Genomic DNA, 19762 nt, shown 5'->3' with positions numbered 1-19762 from the left:
CGTCCGTTTCGAACGAATCGTGCGGACAGGCCCCGTAGCCGTCGTTGCCCGAAAGGTTTTGCCTTCCTGATGATGTCTCGCAACTCGCGCTGCCGATGCACCTGTTGTCTTGCCCTGCTGGCAAGACACAGGTGCCGATTCCTACGCGGAGACGAGCATGAAGCTTTGCAAAGAACTGCCCAACTACCGTTACAGCGCCTGTGCCATTTCCATCTGGCTCTGCATGGGCTGGTCACTGCCCGCTAACGCGGCTTGTAACCTCACCCCCTCCCCCGGCAACGACAACTTCGTCTGCGACAGCGGCAATAGCGGGCCGCTGACTGACCTTGCCGGTAACAACAGCCTGAGTTTTCCCGCCAATGGCAGCGGCTCGATCACAGGCAATGTGACCTTCGGCGCCGGCAACGACACCCTGGGCATGAATTCCGGCGTCATCACCGGGATCGTCAATCAGGGCGACGGTAGCGACACGTTCAACATCAGTGCCGGCCAGGTCACCGGGGCGGTGAACCAGGGTAATGGCGTCGATACCTTTGTCATGAGCGGCGGGACCCTCCAGTCGCTGGCCCAGGGCGACAGTCGCGACTTTTTCGAGATGAGCGCAGGCACCATCACGGGCGCCTTCGAAGACGGCGACACCGCCAGGATGACCGGCGGAAGCATCGGCCGGGTCGACATGAAGCTCGATAACAATCTGTTCGACATGTCTGGCGGGCAGATCCTCGGCAATCTGGTCACCGGGTTCGGGACTGACACCATCATCGTTTCCGGTGGACGAATTGGCGGCAACATCAGTGTCAGCGGTGGCAACGACAGCATTACGGTGACCGGCGGCGAAATCGTCGGCGAGATCCGTACCAGCGTGGGCGATGACACATTGACCTGGGAAGGCGGCGGGATCATCCGCTCGGCGATCCTGATGGGAGATGGCAATGACCAGGCAACCCTGCGCAATCTCAATGACACCATCCTGGCCCAGACGCCGACCATAGATGGAGGCAACGGCAGCGACCTGCTGACCTTCGATAACACCACGTCCAGCGGCGCTGCGCGTTACACCAACTGGGAAACCGTCAACCTGGACAAAGGCTCGCGGTTCGACTTCGACGGCAACTTCGTCCTGGGTGACAGCGACACTGGCAGCGGCGTGTTCAACATCGACAGCAGCAGTGTCGTGACTTCGACCCAGGGCAGCCTCACCCCGTTTACCGCAGGTCAGCGTGCGACGCTGAACAACGCCGGGGTCATCGACCTGAGCAGCGGCAATACCCGCACCAGCGACACCCTGACGGTACAGGGCAACTATGCCGGCAACGGCGGCCAGCTATGGGTACAAAGTGTGCTTGGCGATGACAGTTCCCCCAGTGACAAACTGGTGGTCAATGACGGCACCTTGACGGGTACCACGTCGATTACCGTCAACAACCTGGGTGGCACGGGTGCGGCAACCCTGCAAAACGGCATTCAGGTTGTCCAGGCCCAGGGAACGGCCATCAGCGACAGTGGCGCCTTTACGCTAAAAACCCCGTTATCGGCCGGCGCTTTCGATTACCAACTGTTCAAGGGCGGCGTCACCGCTGGCAGCGAAAACAGTTGGTTCCTGCGCTCATCCGTAGTGGCCGCGCCAGTGGTCGAGGTGCCCAATCCGAACCCCGCCTTGCCACCGATTCTGGTTCCACCGCTTGTGGTGCCCAACCCGGATCCTGCCTTGCCACCGATCCTGGTAGCACCGGTCGCAGTGCCCAACCCGGATCCCACCTTGCCACCGATTCTGGTTGCACCGGTCTCGGTGCCTAACCCCAATCCTGCCTTGCCACCGATTCCGGTACCCCCGGACGCGGCGCCGCTCGCGACGCCGGTAGCGGCCGTCGGCTCGCCGCCATTGCCGGTCCCTGAACCCGGTGCAGCGCCCATTCCCCTGTACCGTCAGGAAGTCCCGGTCTGGTCCGTATTGCCACCGGCGGCCGCGCAGCTGGCCCAGGCGGCGCTCGGCACCTTCCATGATCGACAGGGTGACCAACGACTGCTCAACGAAACCGGTGCCTTTGGTGCGGGCTGGGGTCGGGCCTACGGGAAAAACTTCGACCAGACCTGGGCTGGTACCGTCACGCCACGGCTCGACGGCTCGCTGAACGGGTTCCAGGTGGGCAACGATCTGTTCGCTTCGCAAACGTCCAACGGGCAAACCCAGCGCACTGGTTTTTTCGTCGGTCACAGTCGCTTGCAGGGTGATGTCGACGGTTTCAACCAGGGTTTCCATGACCAGCGCGCCGGCAAGGTCGAGTTGCAAGGCGACAGCCTCGGGCTCTACTGGACCCTGATCGACCCCAAGGGCTGGTATGTCGATACCGTGGCCATGTACACGTGGCTCAACGGCGACAGCCACTCCGACCGTGGCCTGAAAATCGACAACGACGGCCACGCCACGACCCTCTCGGTCGAGGCCGGCTACCCCTTTGCAGTGGCAGACAATTGGGTGCTCGAACCTCAGGCACAGGTCATCCATCAACAGGTTAAGCTGAAGAGTCAGGACGACGGTATTTCCAGGGTGTCGTTCGATTCCGACCCGGCCTGGACCGGCCGCCTCGGCGCCCGGCTCAAGGGAAGCTACGAGGTCGCTAAGCTGCCGCTGGAACCTTATGTGCGGGTCAACCTGTGGCACACAATGTCGGGAACGGACACCGTGACATTCGGCGACAGCACCGAGATCAAGACCGAACAACGCACCTCATCGGCCGATCTGGGCATCGGTGCCATCCTCACCCTTGCGCCCGCTGTGAGCCTGTATGCCAATGCCGATTACAGCAGCAATATCGACAGCAACCCACTGCGTGGAATGAGCGGTAACGTGGGAGTCAGGGTGAGTTGGTAAGCCTCGAAAACGGCTCTAGCTCGCGAGTTTTTTGACGTTTCAACCAATAAACAAGAACTTATGGAGGCGTCGTAAATCAGTCACTTATATGATCTGAAATACCCCTACCATTTATCGGCCATTTTCTTGACGCAATGGCAGGGGTCTTCTTGACTTCACGGTACTACCCCGGAATCACCATCAGGACCAACCGCCGCCACCCGTGAAAACGGGCAGGCGTCGGCTTGCCCTAATTCCTTCGGTCGCCCCTCACTCGGGGTAGGAGAGACGCCAGAGCGAGATACCGCATGCGATTGCAAGGTAGACCTCCATGAAGACTTCATTCACCCCACAAGAGATCCGCGTCAGTATTTGCACCGTTTCCAGTACCCTGCTGTTGTGTTCGTCGATGGAAGTGCAAGCCTCCCCCGCCGAGGAAGAAACGACCCCCTGGTATCGCCAGGATATCCCCGTGCTCACCTTGCCCGCACTCGCCAGCACCTATCCCGGCCATTTCAGCCCGATTGCCGATACCCGAAGTTCCAGCCTGACCGTCGAAGACGCCGCGCCCGGTGCCTGGGATCAACTCTATGGCCAGGCCTCGCGCCAGGCACAAACCGATGCCCTCGCCCAGGGTTTTTCCATCCCCGGCTCCGGCGAACACAAAAGCCCGGCGCTTGTGACCCTGCGAAGCAATAGCGGTCATACACAACGGGTCGGCCTGATCGGCGGGACTGCAGAGTTCCACGGCACCGGCAACGGCTTGATGACCAATCGCGCACAATCGGACCCGCGCAACGACACCCTCAACCTGCAAGGGCAGAGCCTCGGCGCCTACTACAGCCTGACCGGCCCACAGGGCTGGCACGTCGATCTGTCGGCCAGCGGTGGTCGGGTCAACGGTTACAGCCGCAATGAACAAGGCGCCCGACAAATTACCGAAGGCAGTGCGGTGACGCTCTCGGTCGAAGGCGGGTTCCCGATCGGCATCAGTGAGAACTGGGTGGTCGAACCCCAGGCGCAATTGATCAATCAGCGCATCACCCTGGATACGCCCTATGCCGGTTCCGGCAACGCCTCCTCCAGCGATCTCTCCTCGTGGAGCGGCCGGGTCGGTGCCAAGTTGAAAGGTAGCTACGACATCAACGGCCTGCCCATTGAACCCTATGTGCGCACCAACTTGTGGCACACGGTGTACACCGGCAATACCGTTTCCCTCGACCAGGTCGACAAGATCAGCAGCAGCCGCAACTCCTCGACGGTCGAACTGGGCTTGGGTCTGGTCGCCAGAATGACTCCCACCGTGAGCCTGTACGTCAGCGCCGACTACAGCAGTGATGTGGATGACAATGATTTGAACGGGCTGATTGGCAGCCTCGGGGTAAGGATGCGTTGGTGAGGGAAACTGCCGGTACTCAGCAGTTCCCGACGCAGGCGCTTCGCGGGCACGTCGTATCGCCCGCGAAGACGGCGCCTGATCAGCCTTGCGGGCGCAACATCAACACCGCCAACGGCGGCAGATTCAACGCCAGTGACAATGCCTGCCCATGGCTCGGTGTTGCCTCGGCCGTTACCCCGCCACTGTTGCCATAGTTGGACCCGGCATAGATCGACGAATCGCTGTTGAACACCTCGCTCCACTGCCCGGCAAACGGCACGCCGACGCGATAGGCCTCTCGCGGCACCGGCGTGAAGTTGGCCACCACCAGGATCGGCTGGCCGTCCTTGCTCCAGCGCATCCAGGCGTAGACGCTGTTGATCGCATCGTCGCCGATCAGCCACTGGAAGCCCTGCGGCACGTCGTCCTGCTCGTGCAGCGCCGGCTCTTCGCGATACAGCCGGTTGAGGTCGCTCACCAGCTTCTGCACGCCTTTGTGCTCGGAGTACTGCAACAGATACCAATCAAGCTGCTGGTCGTGGTTCCACTCGCGCCATTGGCCGAATTCGCAGCCCATGAACAACAGCTTCTTGCCTGGATGGGTCCACATGAAGCTCAGGTAGGCCCGCAGGTTGGCGAATTTCTGCCAGCGGTCGCCGGGCATCTTGTCGATCAGCGAGTGTTTGCCGTGCACCACTTCATCGTGGGAGATCGGCAGGATGAAACGCTCCGACCAGGCGTACACCAGGCCAAAGCTCAGCTCGTTGTGATGATGGGCGCGGTACACCGGGTCCTGCTGAATGTAGTGCAGCGAATCATGCATCCAGCCCATGTTCCATTTATAGGCGAAGCCAAGGCCGCCCTGTTGCGTACTCTGGCTGACCCCCGGCCAGGCCGTGGACTCTTCGGCGATCACCAGCGCCCCGGGGGCTTCAAGCGCCACGACGTCGTTGAGGTGACGCAGGAAGTCGATGGCCTCGAGGTTCTCCCGGCCGCCATGGCGATTAGGCACCCACTCGCCGGCCTTGCGCGAGTAGTCGCGGTACAGCATCGACGCCACCGCATCGACCCGCAGGCCATCGACGTGGAAATGCTTGAGCCAGTGCAACGCCGACGCCAGCATGTAGCCGTGCACTTCGGTGCGGCCGAGGTTGTAGATCAGGGTGTCCCAGTCTTGGTGAAAGCCTTCCTGGGGGTTGCCGTATTCGTACAGCGCGGTGCCGTCGAACTGGGCCAGGCCATGGGTGTCGGTGGGGAAATGCGCCGGCACCCAGTCGAGGATCACGCCGATGCCCGCCAGGTGGCAGGCATTGACGAAGGCGGCGAATTCGTCGCCGGTGCCGTAGCGGGCGCTGGTGGCGAATTGCGAAAGCAGTTGATAGCCCCAGGAACCGCCGAACGGGTGTTCCATGATCGGCATCAGCTCGATGTGGGTAAAGCCCAGTTCTTTCACGTACGGAATCAGGCGCTCGCCCAGCTCCGGCCAGGTGTACTGGCGGGCGACTTCGCCCAGGTCATCCAGCTCGCATTGCCAGGAACCGGCGTGCAGTTCGTAGATCGACAACGGCGCCGTCGGTCGTTGACGCTCGCCGCGGGACGCCATCCAGTCCTGATCCTGCCAGTCGATCTTCAACGGCGGGGCGACTTTCGAGGCGGTGTCCGGTGGCAGGCTGGTGGCCAGTGCCATGGGATCGGCCTTGAGGGGCAGGATCCCGTCCTTGCCGAGGATTTCGTATTTGTAGGCCTCCCCTGCTTGCAGGCGTGGAATGAACAGCTCCCAGACACCGGTGGGGTGGCGCAGGCGCATCGGATGACGACGACCGTCCCAGCCGTTGAAGTCCCCCACCACCGACACCCTCCTGGCGTTCGGTGCCCACACGGCGAAGCGCACGCCATCGACGCCATCCACGGTCTTCAACTGGGCGCCCAGGGCGCTGCTCAGATCGCGGTGGTTGCCTTCGGCGAACAAATACAAATCCATCTCGCCCAGCAGCGGGCCAAAACTGTAGGGGTCTTCGGCAATCTGCTCGCCACCGGCCCAGCGGGTTCGCAACAGATACGGCTGTGCCCGTTGGAAATGACCGGCGAACAGCCCGGGGGTCTGTGTCGCTTCAAGGTTGCCCAGTTCTTCTCCGGACTCCTTGTCCACCACCTGCACGCTCAAGGCGCCCGGCAGATAGGCCCGGATGAATTGTCCGCCGGCGCCATCGCCGTGGGGACCGAGAATGGCAAAGGGATCGCGATGCTCGGCGCGCACCAGCGCATCGATATCCCGCGCTTTGGGTAGCAGCGCTTCACTGTGATGATGACCCGTTTCCTTGTTCGAGAAACTCATGACTACTCTCCACCAAGATCGGAAAAGGGTTTAAGCCCACTCAATAATCCATATAAACCGTGCAACGGCACGGGCAGCCAGCCGGGGCGATTTTCCGCCTCGTAGGCCACTTCATAAGCCGCCTTCTCCAGACCGAACAATGCCAAAGCGGCATCTTCGCCTTCAGGATCTTGCCACGCATGGCCAAGCGTAGCTGCCGCCAGCCGATAAGCGTGGATAAATGCCTGTTTTGCCTCACTCAAATAACGATCGCCGACCCGCTGGCGTGCTGCCTGGGCCTGGTCGGTGTTATCAACGTTGTGCAAGTTGATGGTCATGGCCGCCGCGTAGTCGAAGGAACGCAACACGCCGCTGACATCCTTGTACGGGCTGTGCTTGCCTCGACGCTCCGGCAGCGGACGTGCCGGTTCGCCTTCGAAGTCGATCAGGTACGCATCGCCCTTGATCACCAGCACCTGGCCCAGGTGCAAGTCGCCATGCACACGGATCCGCAGGCCACCCGCCGTTTTTTTCGCCAGCTCCTGGACATGGCCGAGTATCGCCTTTTTATGGTCCAGTAAACGGCTGACCAGGGTTTTGTCCGCCGGGTTCAGTTCATTTTGATGCTGCTTGAGCAACTTCAACGCATGCTCGATTTGTGCCACCACATCCTTGCCCGTCGCCAGCGCATCCTTTTGCGTGATGATGTACGGATCAAAGTCGGGGTTGTCGCTCGACGCCGCCAGCACCTGATGCATTTCACCTAGGCGCTGGCCGAGCATGGCAGCGAAATCCTTCAATTCGCCAAGGGCGTTGTAGTGCTGCTCCTGCTCGGACATGGCATCGGCGAGCTCGTCGCGCAACGCCCGCTCCAGGTTGTTCTGGGTCCATTCCCAGGCATCGCCCTGGTTACTCAAATAGCCCTGGGCGATCATCAGCAAGTTGTCTTCGCCCGCTGCATCCCGACGCACCACCGACCCCAGCAGAGGCGAGATATTGGCGAAGCCGGCAGCGGTCAGATACGCGCTCATTTCCAGTTCCGGGTGCACGCCGGATGCGACTTTGCGAATCAGCTTCAACACCAGGCTATTGCCGACCACCACCGAACTGTTGGATTGCTCGGCGGACAGGTAACGCACATCCGACTCCGCCGTCAGGCCCAGTTTGGCAAGCTGCGCAGTGGGTTCGAAACGGATCTCGCCGCCGTCCGACGGTAGCACCCTGCTGTCGTGCATGCCTTGCAGCACCGTGCGGATAAAGTTTTCCAGGCTGAAGGCATCCGTGATCAGACCGACCTGCGGGCCTCGGCGCACGCGCGACAGAGCCAGTTGCTGGGGTAATGCGGCGCCCATCTGGTCTTCGGTAATGAAGCCGAACGGCAGTTGATAGCGGCTGCTCACACCTGCGCTGGTGACTTCGATTTCACTCAACAACACCGGGTGCTGCGCATCGCCGAAACGCACGCCGTAGGCCAGGTTGACCTGTTCGATGGCCGCGTCCTTGCCGGCGAACCAGCGGCGGTTCTGCAGCCAGTTCGGCAGGATGGCCTGCTCCAGGGTCGCGCGCGATGGCGCCTCGAGCAGTTCTTCCATGCGTTTTTTCAGCACCAGGGTGGTGAAGTCCGGCAGGCTTTGCGCCGGTTCCACGTGCCAGCTCGGCATCTGGTTCTCCGCAGCCAGGCCGAACCAGTAGAAACCGTAAGGCGCCAGGGTCAGGAGGAAACTCAACTGGCCAATGGGTGGGAACGCGTTACCGCCGAGCATCTCCACCGGCACCATGCCGACGTACGCCGACAGGTCCAGTTCCACGGCTTGGGCGCTGCGCGAAACGTTGGCCACGCACAGGATGACTTCGTGCTTGCCGTCCGGCCCTGTGTATTCGCGGGTATAGGCCAGCACCCGGCGATTGGACGGCGAGAGCATTTTCAACGTGCCGCGCCCGAACGCCTTGGACTGCTTGCGCACCGTCAGCATGCGCCGGGTCCAGTTCAGCAGCGAATGCGGATCACCGGCCTGGGTTTCGACATTGACCGACAGGTAGCCGTACTGCGGGTCCATGATCGGCGGCAGTACCAGGCTGGCCGGATCGGCACGGGAGAACCCGCCGTTGCGGTCGATGGACCACTGCATCGGCGTGCGCACGCCGTCGCGATCGCCGAGGTAGATGTTGTCGCCCATGCCGATCTCGTCACCGTAGTACAAGGTCGGCGTGCCGGGCATCGACAGCAACAGGCTGTTGAGAAGCTCCACCCGTCGGCGATCGCGTTCCATCAGCGGCGCAAGGCGCCGGCGAATCCCCAGGTTGATCCGCGCGCGACGGTCGGCCGCGTAGTAATTCCACAGGTAGTCACGTTCCCTGTCGGTGACCATCTCCAGGGTAAGTTCATCGTGGTTGCGCAGGAAAATCGCCCATTGGCAATTGGCCGGGATCTCCGGAGTCTGGCGCAGAATATCGGTGATCGGAAAACGATCTTCCTGGGCCAGCGCCATGTACATGCGCGGCATCAGCGGGAAGTGAAACGCCATATGGCATTCGTCGCCGTTCAGCCCGGACTTATCGGTGTCGCCGAAATACAGCTGAGTGTCTTCCGGCCATTGGTTAGCCTCGGCCAGCAACATGCGGTCCGGATAATTCGCGTCGATTTCGGCGCGGATCTGCTTGAGCACATCGTGGGTTTCGGGCAGGTTCTCGTTGTTGGTGCCGTCGCGCTCGATCAGGTACGGGATCGCGTCGAGGCGCAGACCGTCGATGCCCATGTCGAGCCAGTAGCGCATCACCGACAGCACGGCCTTCATGACCTGCGGGTTGTCGAAATTCAGGTCCGGCTGGTGCGAGTAGAAGCGGTGCCAGAAGTATTGGCCGGCCACCGGGTCCCAGGTCCAGTTGGATTTTTCGGTGTCGAGAAAAATGATGCGGGTGCCGTCGTACTTTTGGTCGTCATCGGACCAGACGTAGAAGTCCCGGGCTGCCGAGCCCTTTTTCGCCTTGCGGGCGCGCTGGAACCACGCATGCTGATCCGAAGTGTGGTTGATGACCAGTTCGGTGATCACCCGCAAACCACGCTTGTGCGCCTCGGCAATGAAGCGCTTGGCGTCGGCCATGGTGCCGTAGTCGCTGTGGACGCCCCGGTACTCGGCGATGTCATAACCGTCGTCGCGGCGTGGCGAGGGGTAGAACGGCAACAGCCAGATGGTATTGACGCCGAGGTCGGCAATGTAGTCGAGTTTGGCGATCAGACCGGGAAAATCGCCGATTCCGTCGTTATTGGAGTCGAAATAGGATTTGACGTGAACTTGATAGATGACCGCGTCCTTGTACCAGAGCGGATCCTTGATGAAAGTGGCTGCCTTGGGTTTCTTCGCCATTTGAAACTCCTGTTGAATTCGAATTAACCACTACCCCTGTAGGAGCCGGCTTGCTGGCGATAGCGGTGCGGCAGGCACCATCCAGTTGTCAGATGCACCGCCATCGCCAGCAAGCCGGCTCCTACAGGTGTCGGTGGTGTATCTAAGAGGTAGTAATCCGCCAGATCCCGAACGGCTGATACGCCGGGTCCAGGCGCATGAACTGGTACTTGCCGTGCCAGGTCCAGCGATGGCCGCTCATCAAGTCCTCACCCTGGGTGCTGGCGTCATCGGGCAAACCCATTTCCCACAGCGGCAACTCGAAATTCGCCTCTTGCGGGTTATGGGGGTCGAGGTTGACCGCCACCAGAATGAAATTGCTGCCATCGGCACTGCGTTTACCGAAGTACAAAATGTTGTCATTCCAGGCGTTATAGACCTTCAGGCCCAGATGAGTTTGCAGTGCCGGGTTTTGCCGGCGAATGCGGTTGAGCTGGGCGATCTCGGCGATGATGTTGCCGGGGGCATTGAAGTCCCTGGGACGGATCTCGTACTTCTCGGAGTCGAGGTATTCCTCCTTGCCCGGTACCGGCGCCGACTCGCACAGCTCGAACCCCGAATACATGCCCCACAACCCCGAGCCCATGGTCGCCAGCGCTGCGCGTATCAGAAAGCCGGGACGCCCCGATTCGTGCAGGAACGCCGGGTTGATGTCCGGGGTGTTGACGAAGAAATTCGGCCGGTAGCATTCGCGCCACGGTGATTCATTGAGTTCGGTGAAATAGGTCGCCAGCTCTGCCTTGGTGTTGCGCCAGGTGAAGTAGGTATAGCTCTGGGAGTAACCGACCTTGCCCAGCCGCGCCATCATCGCCGGGGTGGTAAAGGCTTCTGCGAGGAAAATCACCTCCGGGTACAACGCGCGAACGTCGGCAATCAGCCATTGCCAGAACGGCAGCGGCTTGGTGTGCGGGTTGTCGACGCGAAAGATCTTCACGCCCTCCTGCACCCAGCCTACGACGATGTCGCGCAGCTCGACCCACAGGCTGGGGATCGCTTCGACGGCATAGAAGTCGACGTTGACGATGTCCTGGTATTTTTTCGGCGGGTTCTCGGCGTATTTGATCGTGCCGTCGGGCCGCCAGTTGAACCAGCCCGGGTGCTGCTTGAGCCATGGATGGTCCTGGGAGCACTGGATGGCAAAATCGAGGGCGATCTCCAGGCCGTAGTCCGCAGCCGCCGCCACCAGTCGCCGGAAGTCCTCGCGGGTGCCCAGCTGCGAATGAATCGCCTCGTGCCCGCCCTCCTCACTGCCAATGGCATAGGGGCTGCCTGGATCGTCCGGCCCGGCCGTCAATGAGTTGTTTGGCCCCTTGCGATAACTGCGGCCGATCGGGTGGATCGGCGGGAAATACAGCACGTCGAAGCCCATGTCCTGGATCATCGGCAGCCGTGCATGCACATCGTTGAAGGTGCCGTGGCGCTTGGGATCGTCGGTGATCGAGCGCGGGAACAGTTCGTACCAGCTGGCGAATTGCGCGAGCTGGCGCTCGACGTCCACCGGGTACTCCGGGCTGAGGCTCAGGTAGGCACGATGATCGGCCTGTGCCATCAACTCCGCGCTGCGCTGGTGCAGGAACAACGCCACCTGCTCGGTTTCGAGCAGGCCCGACAGTTCATGGTGCAAGGCTGCCAAATCTTCGCTGAGCTGCCCTTCGGCGCGTTCGGCCGCTTGCTGAACGTGCAGTCGGCCTTCCTGCAGCTCAAGACTGACCGGCACGGCGGCGGCATGCTTTTTTTCCAGTTCGTAGCGAAAGCTGGCGAACTGGTCGATCCAGGCTTCGATGCAGAACACATAACGGCCCTGGCTCTCGACCCGAAATTGGCCTTGCCAGCCGTTGTTGCCCAGTTCGGCCATGACCTCGCTATGCCAGACCTCATCGCCCTCGGCCCGCCAGCGCACCCGCACGGCCAGCTTGTCGTGACCGTCGGCGAACACCTTGCTGGTCACCACCACGTCCTGGCCGACCACGGCCTTGACCGCAAACTGCCCGCATTCGAGGGTCGGCAGGGTATTTTCAATCACGATTCGCGGCAGTAACAGTGCCTGTGAAAGCGGCATGTGCGGGTTGTAGCTCAGTTCATTCGGTTTTTCAGCAGTCATCGAGCATCACTCCTTTACGCCCCATGGACGCTCTTGTGTCTGGTGTCTGATGTCTGGTTTTCATCCCGCCGGGCACTTCACCCTGGAATGAACTCACTTAGGTTCCGAGCGCCGGCCGCCGGTAAAAGTTCAGCAGGATCTGCCGGGAATCAAATCCTCCACGCAGTGGTCAACCAACTTAAGCACGACTCACGCCATGTGCCACTGGAGAGATGAACAATGAACAATCCATTCCCGGCCGAAACCCCCGATCCGAACATCGATAACCCGGCGATTCCGCCCAGCGATCCGCAGCCTGTACCCGAACAGGATCCGCCTGGCAGCAACCCGCCACCCAGGGAAGAGCCACCGACGACCATGCCACCGGTGATTGTTAACCCTGAATGAAGACAGTTGATCGTTCCCCGGAAGCTCCCCGAACACGAGCCCTATGACGAAGCAAACTGTAGGAGCGAGCTTGCTCGCGAAGGTCGTGAACGATGACGCTGGTAGCCTGACACTCCGAGGCGGTCTCGGGTTTTTCGCGAGCGAGCTCGCTCCTACATTGGGTCTTTGTCTTTATCGATCAGCTTCACGATCCTCGGCATCACGCCAAGAATCAGCAGCGCCAACAACGTACTGAGCACCGCCGTCGCTTCCCGCCCCAACCCGGCGGATACGCCAATGGCGGCGGTCATCCACAGTCCGGCGGCGGTGGTCAGGCCTTTGACGTGGCCTTCGTCGCCTTCCTGGTTTTTCAGGATGGTGCCGGCGCCGAGGAAGCCGATCCCGGCGATCACGCCTTGCACCACCCGGCTCATGGCGTCGGCCTGGGAGCCGGACATCTGCGGTACCAGCACGAACAACGCCGCACCCAGCGCCACCAGCATGTGCGTACGCACCCCGGCGGCCTTGCCCTTGTGCTCGCGCTCGAACCCGAGGATGCCGCCCAGCACCGCGGCCATCAGCAGGCGCACGGTGATGCGGGTCAGTTGCGAGGCATCGCCGATGTCGGCGAACTCGGACTGCAGGGTCACCCAGACTTCATGCCACCAGGCGTTCATGGCGCATTCCCTTTTGAAAAAGTGATGGAGGATGGACCACATCAACCATTAATCAGTTGCACAGAACGATGCTCACCGCCGATAGCCTAACGCTGCATCAGTCGTAAAAAACAAGGATCACGTCATGACCGTACGCATCGAGAACGAGACCTGCTTCTTTATCACCGAAAACGGCGAGGAAATTCGCCTGTGCCCCGATGTGACCATCATCACCGATAGCGCCAAAGCGATGTCGGCGGTCGACCTCGAAGGCCAGCGCATCTACATCACCGAAGCAGAAGCCGACGCTTTGACCGTAGCAGGTGCGGTGGACGGTCGCCGGCATTTGAAGGCCACCGACAGTGATTCGGTGATTTGACTGACCTGGATCAACAAGGCCTGCAAGCGTGGGATATAGCCGCCCACGCCCCGCCGCGACAGGTGCTTCAACTTGTCGCAGGCCGGCTGCCGCGAGCATCTGATCCGGTTTTTAATGCAATACCTGAGTCTGTTATGCAAACAGATCGCCGCTCATAGTGCTCCTGCCTGATGGAGGCTGATGAGCGAAAGACCATGAGCGATAGAATCCCCGTCCGAACCGTAGAAAGCGCCCCCTTAGTACAGACTTTCGAACCTTCGCGTCCAAAGATGAAGGCCAAGTCCAGCGACAACCTGATCCACACCCGCAGCTTCACCGGTCTGTTCCGAACCCTGCGCATCAGCGGCGCGGGTGTCCTGTTCCTGCTGTTCTTCGGCACCGTTTGGCTGAACTGGGGCGGTCGCCAGGCGGTGCTCTGGGACCTCTCCGAAAGCAAATTCCACATCTTTGGCGCGACCTTCTGGCCGCAGGATTTCATCCTCCTCTCGGCACTGCTGATCATTGCCGCGTTCGGCCTGTTCGCGATCACCGTGTTCGCCGGCCGGGTCTGGTGCGGCTACACCTGCCCGCAAAGCTCCTGGACCTGGATCTTCATGTGGTGCGAGAAAATCACCGAAGGCGAACGCAACCAGCGCATCAAGCTGCAAGCGGCGCCCTGGGGGCTGAACAAATTCCTGCGCCGCTCGGCCAAGCACAGCTTGTGGCTGGCGATCAGCCTGCTCACCGGCTTGACCTTCGTCGGCTATTTCACGCCGATCCGTCCGCTGGCCGAAGAACTGCTCACCCTGCAGATGGGCGGCGTCAGCCTGTTCTGGGTGCTGTTCTTTACCGGGGCCACCTACATCAATGCCGGCTGGCTGCGTGAAGCGGTGTGCATGCACATGTGTCCATATGCGCGATTCCAGAGCGTGATGTTCGACAAGGACACCCTGACCATTTCCTACGACGTGGCCCGTGGCGAGAACCGTGGCCCGCGCAAGCGCGAGGTCAAGCCGGCCGAGGTCGGCCTGGGTGACTGCATCGATTGCCAGCTGTGCGTGCAGGTGTGCCCGACCGGCATCGACATTCGCGACGGTTTGCAGATGGAATGCATCGGTTGCGCGGCGTGCATCGACGCCTGCGATTCGATCATGGACAGGATGGGCTACGAGCGCGGGCTGATCAGCTATACCTCGGAGCATCAGTTGCAGGGCGGCAAGACTCACCTGTTGCGGCCACGGTTGATCGGTTACACCGCCGTGCTGCTGGTGATGATCGTTGCACTGCTCATCGCGCTGATGGAGCGGCCGATGGTGTCGCTGGACGTGAGCAAGGACCGCGGCCTGTTTCGCGAGAACAGCCAGGGGCAGATCGAGAACATCTACAGCCTCAAGGTCATCAACAAGACCCAGCAACGCCAGGACTACCACCTGGCCCTGGTCGACGGCGACGGCTTCCAGTTGCAGGGCAAGACCGAGCTGAGCCTGGCGCCGGGCGAGATTGTCGATGTGCCGGTGTCGGTGGCGATGACCACGGAACGGCCAGGCAGCAGCTCGCAGAGCATCAGCTTCAAGGTCGTCGACAGCGATGAGCCAGGCGTCTACAGCGTGGCCAAGAGCCGGTTTGTTGCGCCGATGAACCGTTAAGGCTTTAGACTGCGGTGCGCCATTCGCGAGCAAGTCGAATCGTCGCACCGCCGCTCCCACATGAACGCTGCAATACCTGTAGGAGCTGGCTTGCCAGCGAAAAAGTCACCTCGGTTTCTTGAATGACACCAATCCAGGCTAACGATGAAACGCTACGAAAAATTCGCCGATGACATTGCTGAACTGATCCGCACCGGCGTCCTCGGGCCCGGCCAGCGCGTGCCGTCGGTGCGCTACGCCAGCCAGACCTACGGGGTCAGCCCCTCGACCGTGTTCCAGGCCTATTACCTGCTCGAACGCCGCGGCCTGATCCGCGCCCGTCCGCGCTCCGGCTACTTCGTCAACGCCCATGCGCCACGGCCGTTTTCCGAGCCGGAGATCAGCAGCCAGGTCAATGAATCCACCGAAGTCGACGTCAGCGAACTGGTGTTCTCGGTCCTCGACTCGATCAAGGACCCGAACACCGTCGCCTTCGGTTCGGCGTTCCCCAGCCCGACCCTGTTTCCACTGCAGCGGCTGTCGCGCTCGCTGGCCAGCGCCAGCCGCGACATGGACCCGCGCATGGTGGTCACCGACATGTCGCCGGGCAACCCGCAACTGCGCCGGCAGATTGCCCTGCGCTACATGGTCGGCGGCCTGATGCTGCCCATGGAAGAACTGCTGATTACCAACGGCGCCCTGGAAGCGCTGAACCTGTGCCTGCAAGCCGTGACGCAACCCGGCGACCTGGTGGCCATCGAAGCCCCGGCGTTCTACGCCTGCCTGCAAGTGCTGGAGCGCTTGAAACTCAAGGCCGTGGAAATCCCCGTGCACCCGCGCGACGGCATCGACCTCGGCGTGCTGGCGCAAACCCTGGAACGCCATCCGATCAAGGCCTGCTGGTGCATGACCAGCTTCCAGAACCCGATGGGCGCGACCATGCCCGAAGCGAAAAAGCGCGAACTGGTGGAACTGCTGCGCAGCCATCAGGTGCCGCTGATCGAAGACGATGTCTACGCCGAACTCTATTACGGCCAACAGGCGCCCAAACCGGCCAAGGCTTTCGATACCGAAGGCCTGGTGATGCATTGCGGCTCTTTTGCCAAGAGCCTGGCCCCGGGTTACCGCATCGGCTGGGTCGCCGCCGGACGTTATGCGCAGAAGATCGAACGGCTGAAACTCATGACCTCGCTCTGTGCCTCGATGCCGGCCCAGGCCGCGATTGCCGATTACCTGCAACACGGCGGTTATGATCGTCATTTGCGCAGGTTGCGTTACGCCCTGGAGGAACAGCAAAGCGCCATGCTGTCGGCCATTGCCCGCTACTTCCCGGCGCAGACCCGCGTCAGCCAGCCGGCTGGAGGATACTTCCTCTGGCTGGAACTGCCCGAGCAGATGGATTCGTTGAAGTTGTTCCAGATGGCGTTGGCGCAAGGGATCAGCATTGCACCGGGGCCGATTTTTTCGCCGACCCAGCGTTTCAGGAATTGCATCCGGTTGAATTATGGGAGCCCTTGGGATGAGGCGGCGGAGAAGGCGATGGAGACGTTGGGGCGGATAGTCAGATCATTTTAAAAGCAAAGATCGCAGCCTGCGGCAGCTCCTACAGGCAGGCTGCGATCTTTTGATCTTGATCTTTACCGGCCGCCGCCCAGATCGACAAAGGTCCCCGTCGCATAGGACGCCTTGTCCGACAGCAACCACACAATCGCCTCCGCCACTTCATCCGGGCGCCCGCCACGGGCCATGGGAATCGCCGACTCCAGCTTGCTGACCCGATCCGGATCGCCGCTCAGCGCATGGAAATCGGTGTAGATGTAGCCCGGTCGCACCGCGTTGACCCGAATCCCCTCACCCGCCACTTCCTTGGACAAACCGATGGTGAAGGTGTCGAGCGCCCCTTTGGAGGCTGCGTAGTCGACGTACTCGTTGGGTGCGCCCAAACGCGAGGCCACCGAGGATACGTTGACGATGCTGCCGCCCTGCCCGCCGTGCTTGGGCGACATGCGCAGGATGGCGTGCTTGGCGCAGAGTACGGGCGCCAGCACATTGGTCTTGAGGATCTTGAGGATGCGGAATTCGGACATCTCGTCGACCCGGGATTTTTGCCCGACGGTGCCGGCGTTGTTCACCAGCGCCGTGACCCGGCCCAGCTCGCTGTCCACCCGGTTGAACAAGGCGATGACTTCGTCTTCGATGCTGACGTCGGCGCGCACCGCGATGGCTTGGGCGCCCAAAGCGCGGACCTGGTCCAGCACCGTTTGCGCGGCCTGCTCATCGGCCTGGTAGTTGATGCAGATCCGATAGCCTTGTTTGGCAGCCAACAGCGCCGTAGCGGCACCGATGCCGCGACTCCCGCCGGTGATGACGATGACTTTTTCCATGCAAACTTTCCCCCTTTCAACCCTATGCAGTCGGGGGGAAGAATAACCGCCATTGGCGGATTTTGCATGAAACCCTCATCGGTCCGGCCAGATCAAGCCAGGGCCAACTGCTCGGCGCGGTGGATTTCTTTCATGAAGCGTTCGGCTGGCAACGGGTGCCCCAGCAGATAACCCTGCAACGAATCGCAACCGAGCTGGGTCAGGAAGTCCTGCTGCGAGCCCGTTTCCACGCCTTCGGCGACGATCCGCAAGCCCAGTGCCTGGCCGAGGGCGACGATGGCCGATACGATCGCGGCGTCATCGCTGTCACGCTCCAGGTCGCGTACAAAACCGCGGTCGATCTTCAGCTCGTTGGCCGGCAGGCGCTTGAGGTACATCAAGCTCGAGTAACCGGTACCAAAATCATCGATGGACAGGTCAACGCCCATGTCCGACAGCTCCTGCAACACCGTCATGCTCGCATCGGCATCGCTCATGGCCGTGGTTTCAGTGATTTCCAGAGTCAGGCTGTTGGCTGGCAAACGGTGCGTGGCCAGCGCCTTGGCGACGCTCTGCACCAGGCCCACATGGCAGAACTGCAAGGCCGAGAGGTTCACCGCGATGCGCCAATCGGTGTAGCCCAGCACATACCATTCGCGCATCTGGCGGCAGGCTTCGTTGAGCACCCACTCACCGATAGGAATGATCAGCCCGGTCTTCTCCGCCAGTTCGATGAATTTGTCCGGCAACAGCATGCCCTGGGTCGGGTGCTCCCAGCGCAACAACGCTTCGGCGCCCACCGGGCGGCCGTTGTTGGCATCGAACTTGGGCTGGTAGTGCAGGCTGAACTCTTTCTGCTCCACGGCATTGCGCAGGTCCTGGAGCAATTGCAGCTGCTTGCGCGCGTTGCTGTTCATCGAGGCATCGAAAAAGCTGTAGCCGTTCTTGCCCGTGCCCTTGGCGTGATACATCGCCGCATCGGCGTTCATCAGCAATTCGTGAGCGGTCTGGCCATTGCCCGGATACAGGGCGATGCCGACGCTGGCGGAGATCTGCAAATCATGATCGGCCACCCGGAACGAACGGCCGATCAGGCTGACCTGGCGGGCCGCGAGGTTCATCGCGTCGTCCGGCTCGCTCAATTGCACCAGCAGCACGAACTCATCGCCGCCGATGCGCGCCAGGGTGTCCTGGCCACGCAGATCCTCGCGCAGGCGCAGGCTGACTTCGCGCAGCAACTGGTCACCCATATGGTGGCCGAAGGCGTCATTGACCGGTTTGAAGCCATCGAGATCGATGAACATCAACGCCAGACATCCCCCCTCGGTGTCGACCCTGGACATGCCCTGATCGATGCGATCGGCCAGCAACACGCGATTGGGCAGGCCGGTCAGCGTGTCGTGCAGGGCCAGTTGGGTCAGTTCGCGATTGGCCTCGGTCAACGACTGGGCAAGGTTGGCGGTCCGGGCTTCCAGGCGCGCATCGAGGATCGAGGTCAGCAAGGCGATGCACAATACCGCCAGGGTGGTGATCAGGACCAGGTTGTCGAGGCCATTGCCGCGCAAGCCATTGACGGCTGCGCCGCAAAAACTGCCCTCAGGGAATTGCGCGGCGGCCATGCCGGTGTAGTGCATGCCGACGATGGCAATGCCCATGATCACCGCCGCGCCACCACGGATCAGGCGCACATAAGGTGTGTGCTGGCGCAGGCGGAACGCAATCCAGAGTGCAGCGCCCGAGGCGCCAACCGCTATGCACAGCGACGCGCCGAACAGCGCCGGGGCGTAATCGATGCCCGGCTGCATGCGCATGGCCGCCATGCCGGTGTAATGCATGGCACTGATCCCGGCACCCATGACCAGCGCACCGAACGCCAGCTGCCAGGCCGGCAACCGCGCCTGGCTGACCAGCCACAGGGCGAAACCGCAGGACAGGATGCCGATCAGCAGTGACAGCAAGGTGATGGGGAGGTCGTATCCCAGGTCGATAGGCAACTTGAACGCAAGCATGCCGATGAAATGCATCGACCACACCCCGACGCCCATGGCAAACGCCCCGCCCGCCGTCCACCAATGCACCGCCCGGCCCTTGGCCGTGGCAATGCGCCCGGTCAGGTCCAGCGCGGTGTAAGAGGCGAGGATGGCCACACAAAGCGAAATGATTACCAGCGTTGGGGAATAACTACCGATGAGCATGAAGATGTCTCGTTATCACCCCCGTACTGCTTCCGTTCTCGGAGGTATAAATCCGGCGATTGTACTGATTCCAAATGAGAACGCACTCACAAAATGAGCAAAATGCCAGCAAGGCGATGAAACGCTTGTTTTAAGGTTTTACATTAACTCC

At 61.4% G+C, this 19762-nt stretch carries 12 protein-coding genes; 6 read left to right on the top strand and 6 right to left on the bottom strand.

Features of this window, described 5'->3' with window-relative positions:
• Positions 1-157: 157 nt before the first annotated feature.
• Entirely contained in the window at positions 158-2872 is a 2715-nt protein-coding gene (locus DKB71_RS16195; RefSeq protein ID WP_408601036.1) for an autotransporter outer membrane beta-barrel domain-containing protein, read from the top strand.
• Between the two features lie 310 nt (positions 2873-3182).
• Positions 3183-4250, top strand: a complete 1068-nt coding sequence (locus tag DKB71_RS16190; protein WP_408601035.1) for an autotransporter domain-containing protein — start codon at positions 3183-3185, stop codon at positions 4248-4250.
• Positions 4251-4329: 79 nt separating this feature from the next.
• Here DKB71_RS16190 and glgB read toward each other — a convergent pair whose 3' ends face one another.
• The 3 genes from glgB to DKB71_RS16175 form a co-directional block, all read right to left on the bottom strand.
• Complete coding sequence (gene glgB / locus DKB71_RS16185; RefSeq protein ID WP_408601034.1) at positions 4330-6564, bottom strand: 1,4-alpha-glucan branching protein GlgB; 2235 nt, start codon at positions 6562-6564, stop codon at positions 4330-4332.
• A 2-nt stretch (positions 6565-6566) separates the two neighbouring features.
• The gene (treS, locus tag DKB71_RS16180; protein ID WP_408601033.1) at positions 6567-9908 is read right to left on the bottom strand and encodes a maltose alpha-D-glucosyltransferase; all 3342 of its coding nucleotides are present in this window, start codon (positions 9906-9908) and stop codon (positions 6567-6569) included.
• A gap of 142 nt (positions 9909-10050) precedes the next feature.
• Complete coding sequence (locus DKB71_RS16175) at positions 10051-12048, bottom strand: alpha-1,4-glucan--maltose-1-phosphate maltosyltransferase (RefSeq protein WP_408601032.1); 1998 nt, start codon at positions 12046-12048, stop codon at positions 10051-10053.
• 219 nt (positions 12049-12267) lie between these two features.
• Between DKB71_RS16175 and DKB71_RS16170 the strand changes: the two genes are divergently transcribed.
• Positions 12268-12435 carry a hypothetical protein gene (locus DKB71_RS16170; RefSeq protein ID WP_408601031.1) on the top strand — a complete coding sequence of 56 codons (168 nt, stop codon included), beginning with the start codon at positions 12268-12270 and terminating at the stop codon, positions 12433-12435.
• Between the two features lie 152 nt (positions 12436-12587).
• On the opposite strand, the gene DKB71_RS16165 is transcribed toward DKB71_RS16170, so the two are convergent.
• Positions 12588-13091: an MgtC/SapB family protein gene (locus DKB71_RS16165; RefSeq protein ID WP_408601030.1), complete on the bottom strand. Its 504-nt coding sequence runs from the start codon at positions 13089-13091 to the stop codon at positions 12588-12590.
• Between the two features lie 124 nt (positions 13092-13215).
• Between DKB71_RS16165 and DKB71_RS16160 the strand changes: the two genes are divergently transcribed.
• From DKB71_RS16160 to mapR, 3 genes are all read left to right on the top strand, one after another.
• Positions 13216-13449 (top strand): DUF3203 family protein, encoded by a 234-nt coding sequence (locus tag DKB71_RS16160; RefSeq protein ID WP_274077325.1) that lies wholly within the window; start codon positions 13216-13218, stop codon positions 13447-13449.
• Positions 13450-13643: 194 nt separating this feature from the next.
• Positions 13644-15074, top strand: a complete 1431-nt coding sequence (ccoG, locus tag DKB71_RS16155) for a cytochrome c oxidase accessory protein CcoG (protein WP_408601029.1) — start codon at positions 13644-13646, stop codon at positions 15072-15074.
• A 144-nt stretch (positions 15075-15218) separates the two neighbouring features.
• Positions 15219-16628 (top strand): GntR family transcriptional regulator MpaR, encoded by a 1410-nt coding sequence (gene mapR / locus DKB71_RS16150; protein ID WP_406592664.1) that lies wholly within the window; start codon positions 15219-15221, stop codon positions 16626-16628.
• A 62-nt stretch (positions 16629-16690) separates the two neighbouring features.
• Here the strand turns inward: mapR and DKB71_RS16145 are convergent, their stop codons facing one another.
• Complete coding sequence (locus tag DKB71_RS16145; RefSeq protein ID WP_274077328.1) at positions 16691-17437, bottom strand: SDR family oxidoreductase; 747 nt, start codon at positions 17435-17437, stop codon at positions 16691-16693.
• Between the two features lie 92 nt (positions 17438-17529).
• On the bottom strand, positions 17530-19611 hold the full coding sequence (locus tag DKB71_RS16140) for a putative bifunctional diguanylate cyclase/phosphodiesterase (protein ID WP_408601028.1): 2082 nt from the start codon (positions 19609-19611) through the stop codon (positions 17530-17532).
• Between the last annotated feature and the right edge of the window lie 151 nt (positions 19612-19762).

Origin of the sequence: Pseudomonas sp. PLMAX (genome assembly GCF_046042685.1) — a bacterium.
GTDB classification, from domain to species: Bacteria; Pseudomonadota; Gammaproteobacteria; order Pseudomonadales; family Pseudomonadaceae; genus Aquipseudomonas; species Aquipseudomonas putida_AE.
Note: the sequence above shows the minus strand (reverse complement) of the source record. Positions and strands in the feature narration are given on the sequence as shown.

Coding starts and splice junctions, on each gene's coding strand:
- DKB71_RS16195 (WP_408601036.1), top strand. CDS start 158: ATGAAGCTTTGCAAAGAACTGCCCAACTACCGTTACAGCGCCTGTGCC.
- DKB71_RS16190 (WP_408601035.1), top strand. CDS start 3,183: ATGAAGACTTCATTCACCCCACAAGAGATCCGCGTCAGTATTTGCACC.
- glgB (WP_408601034.1), bottom strand. CDS start 6,564: ATGAGTTTCTCGAACAAGGAAACGGGTCATCATCACAGTGAAGCGCTG.
- treS (WP_408601033.1), bottom strand. CDS start 9,908: ATGGCGAAGAAACCCAAGGCAGCCACTTTCATCAAGGATCCGCTCTGG.
- DKB71_RS16175 (WP_408601032.1), bottom strand. CDS start 12,048: ATGACTGCTGAAAAACCGAATGAACTGAGCTACAACCCGCACATGCCG.
- DKB71_RS16170 (WP_408601031.1), top strand. CDS start 12,268: ATGAACAATCCATTCCCGGCCGAAACCCCCGATCCGAACATCGATAAC.
- DKB71_RS16165 (WP_408601030.1), bottom strand. CDS start 13,091: ATGAACGCCTGGTGGCATGAAGTCTGGGTGACCCTGCAGTCCGAGTTC.
- DKB71_RS16160 (WP_274077325.1), top strand. CDS start 13,216: ATGACCGTACGCATCGAGAACGAGACCTGCTTCTTTATCACCGAAAAC.
- ccoG (WP_408601029.1), top strand. CDS start 13,644: ATGAGCGATAGAATCCCCGTCCGAACCGTAGAAAGCGCCCCCTTAGTA.
- mapR (WP_406592664.1), top strand. CDS start 15,219: ATGAAACGCTACGAAAAATTCGCCGATGACATTGCTGAACTGATCCGC.
- DKB71_RS16145 (WP_274077328.1), bottom strand. CDS start 17,437: ATGGAAAAAGTCATCGTCATCACCGGCGGGAGTCGCGGCATCGGTGCC.
- DKB71_RS16140 (WP_408601028.1), bottom strand. CDS start 19,611: ATGCTCATCGGTAGTTATTCCCCAACGCTGGTAATCATTTCGCTTTGT.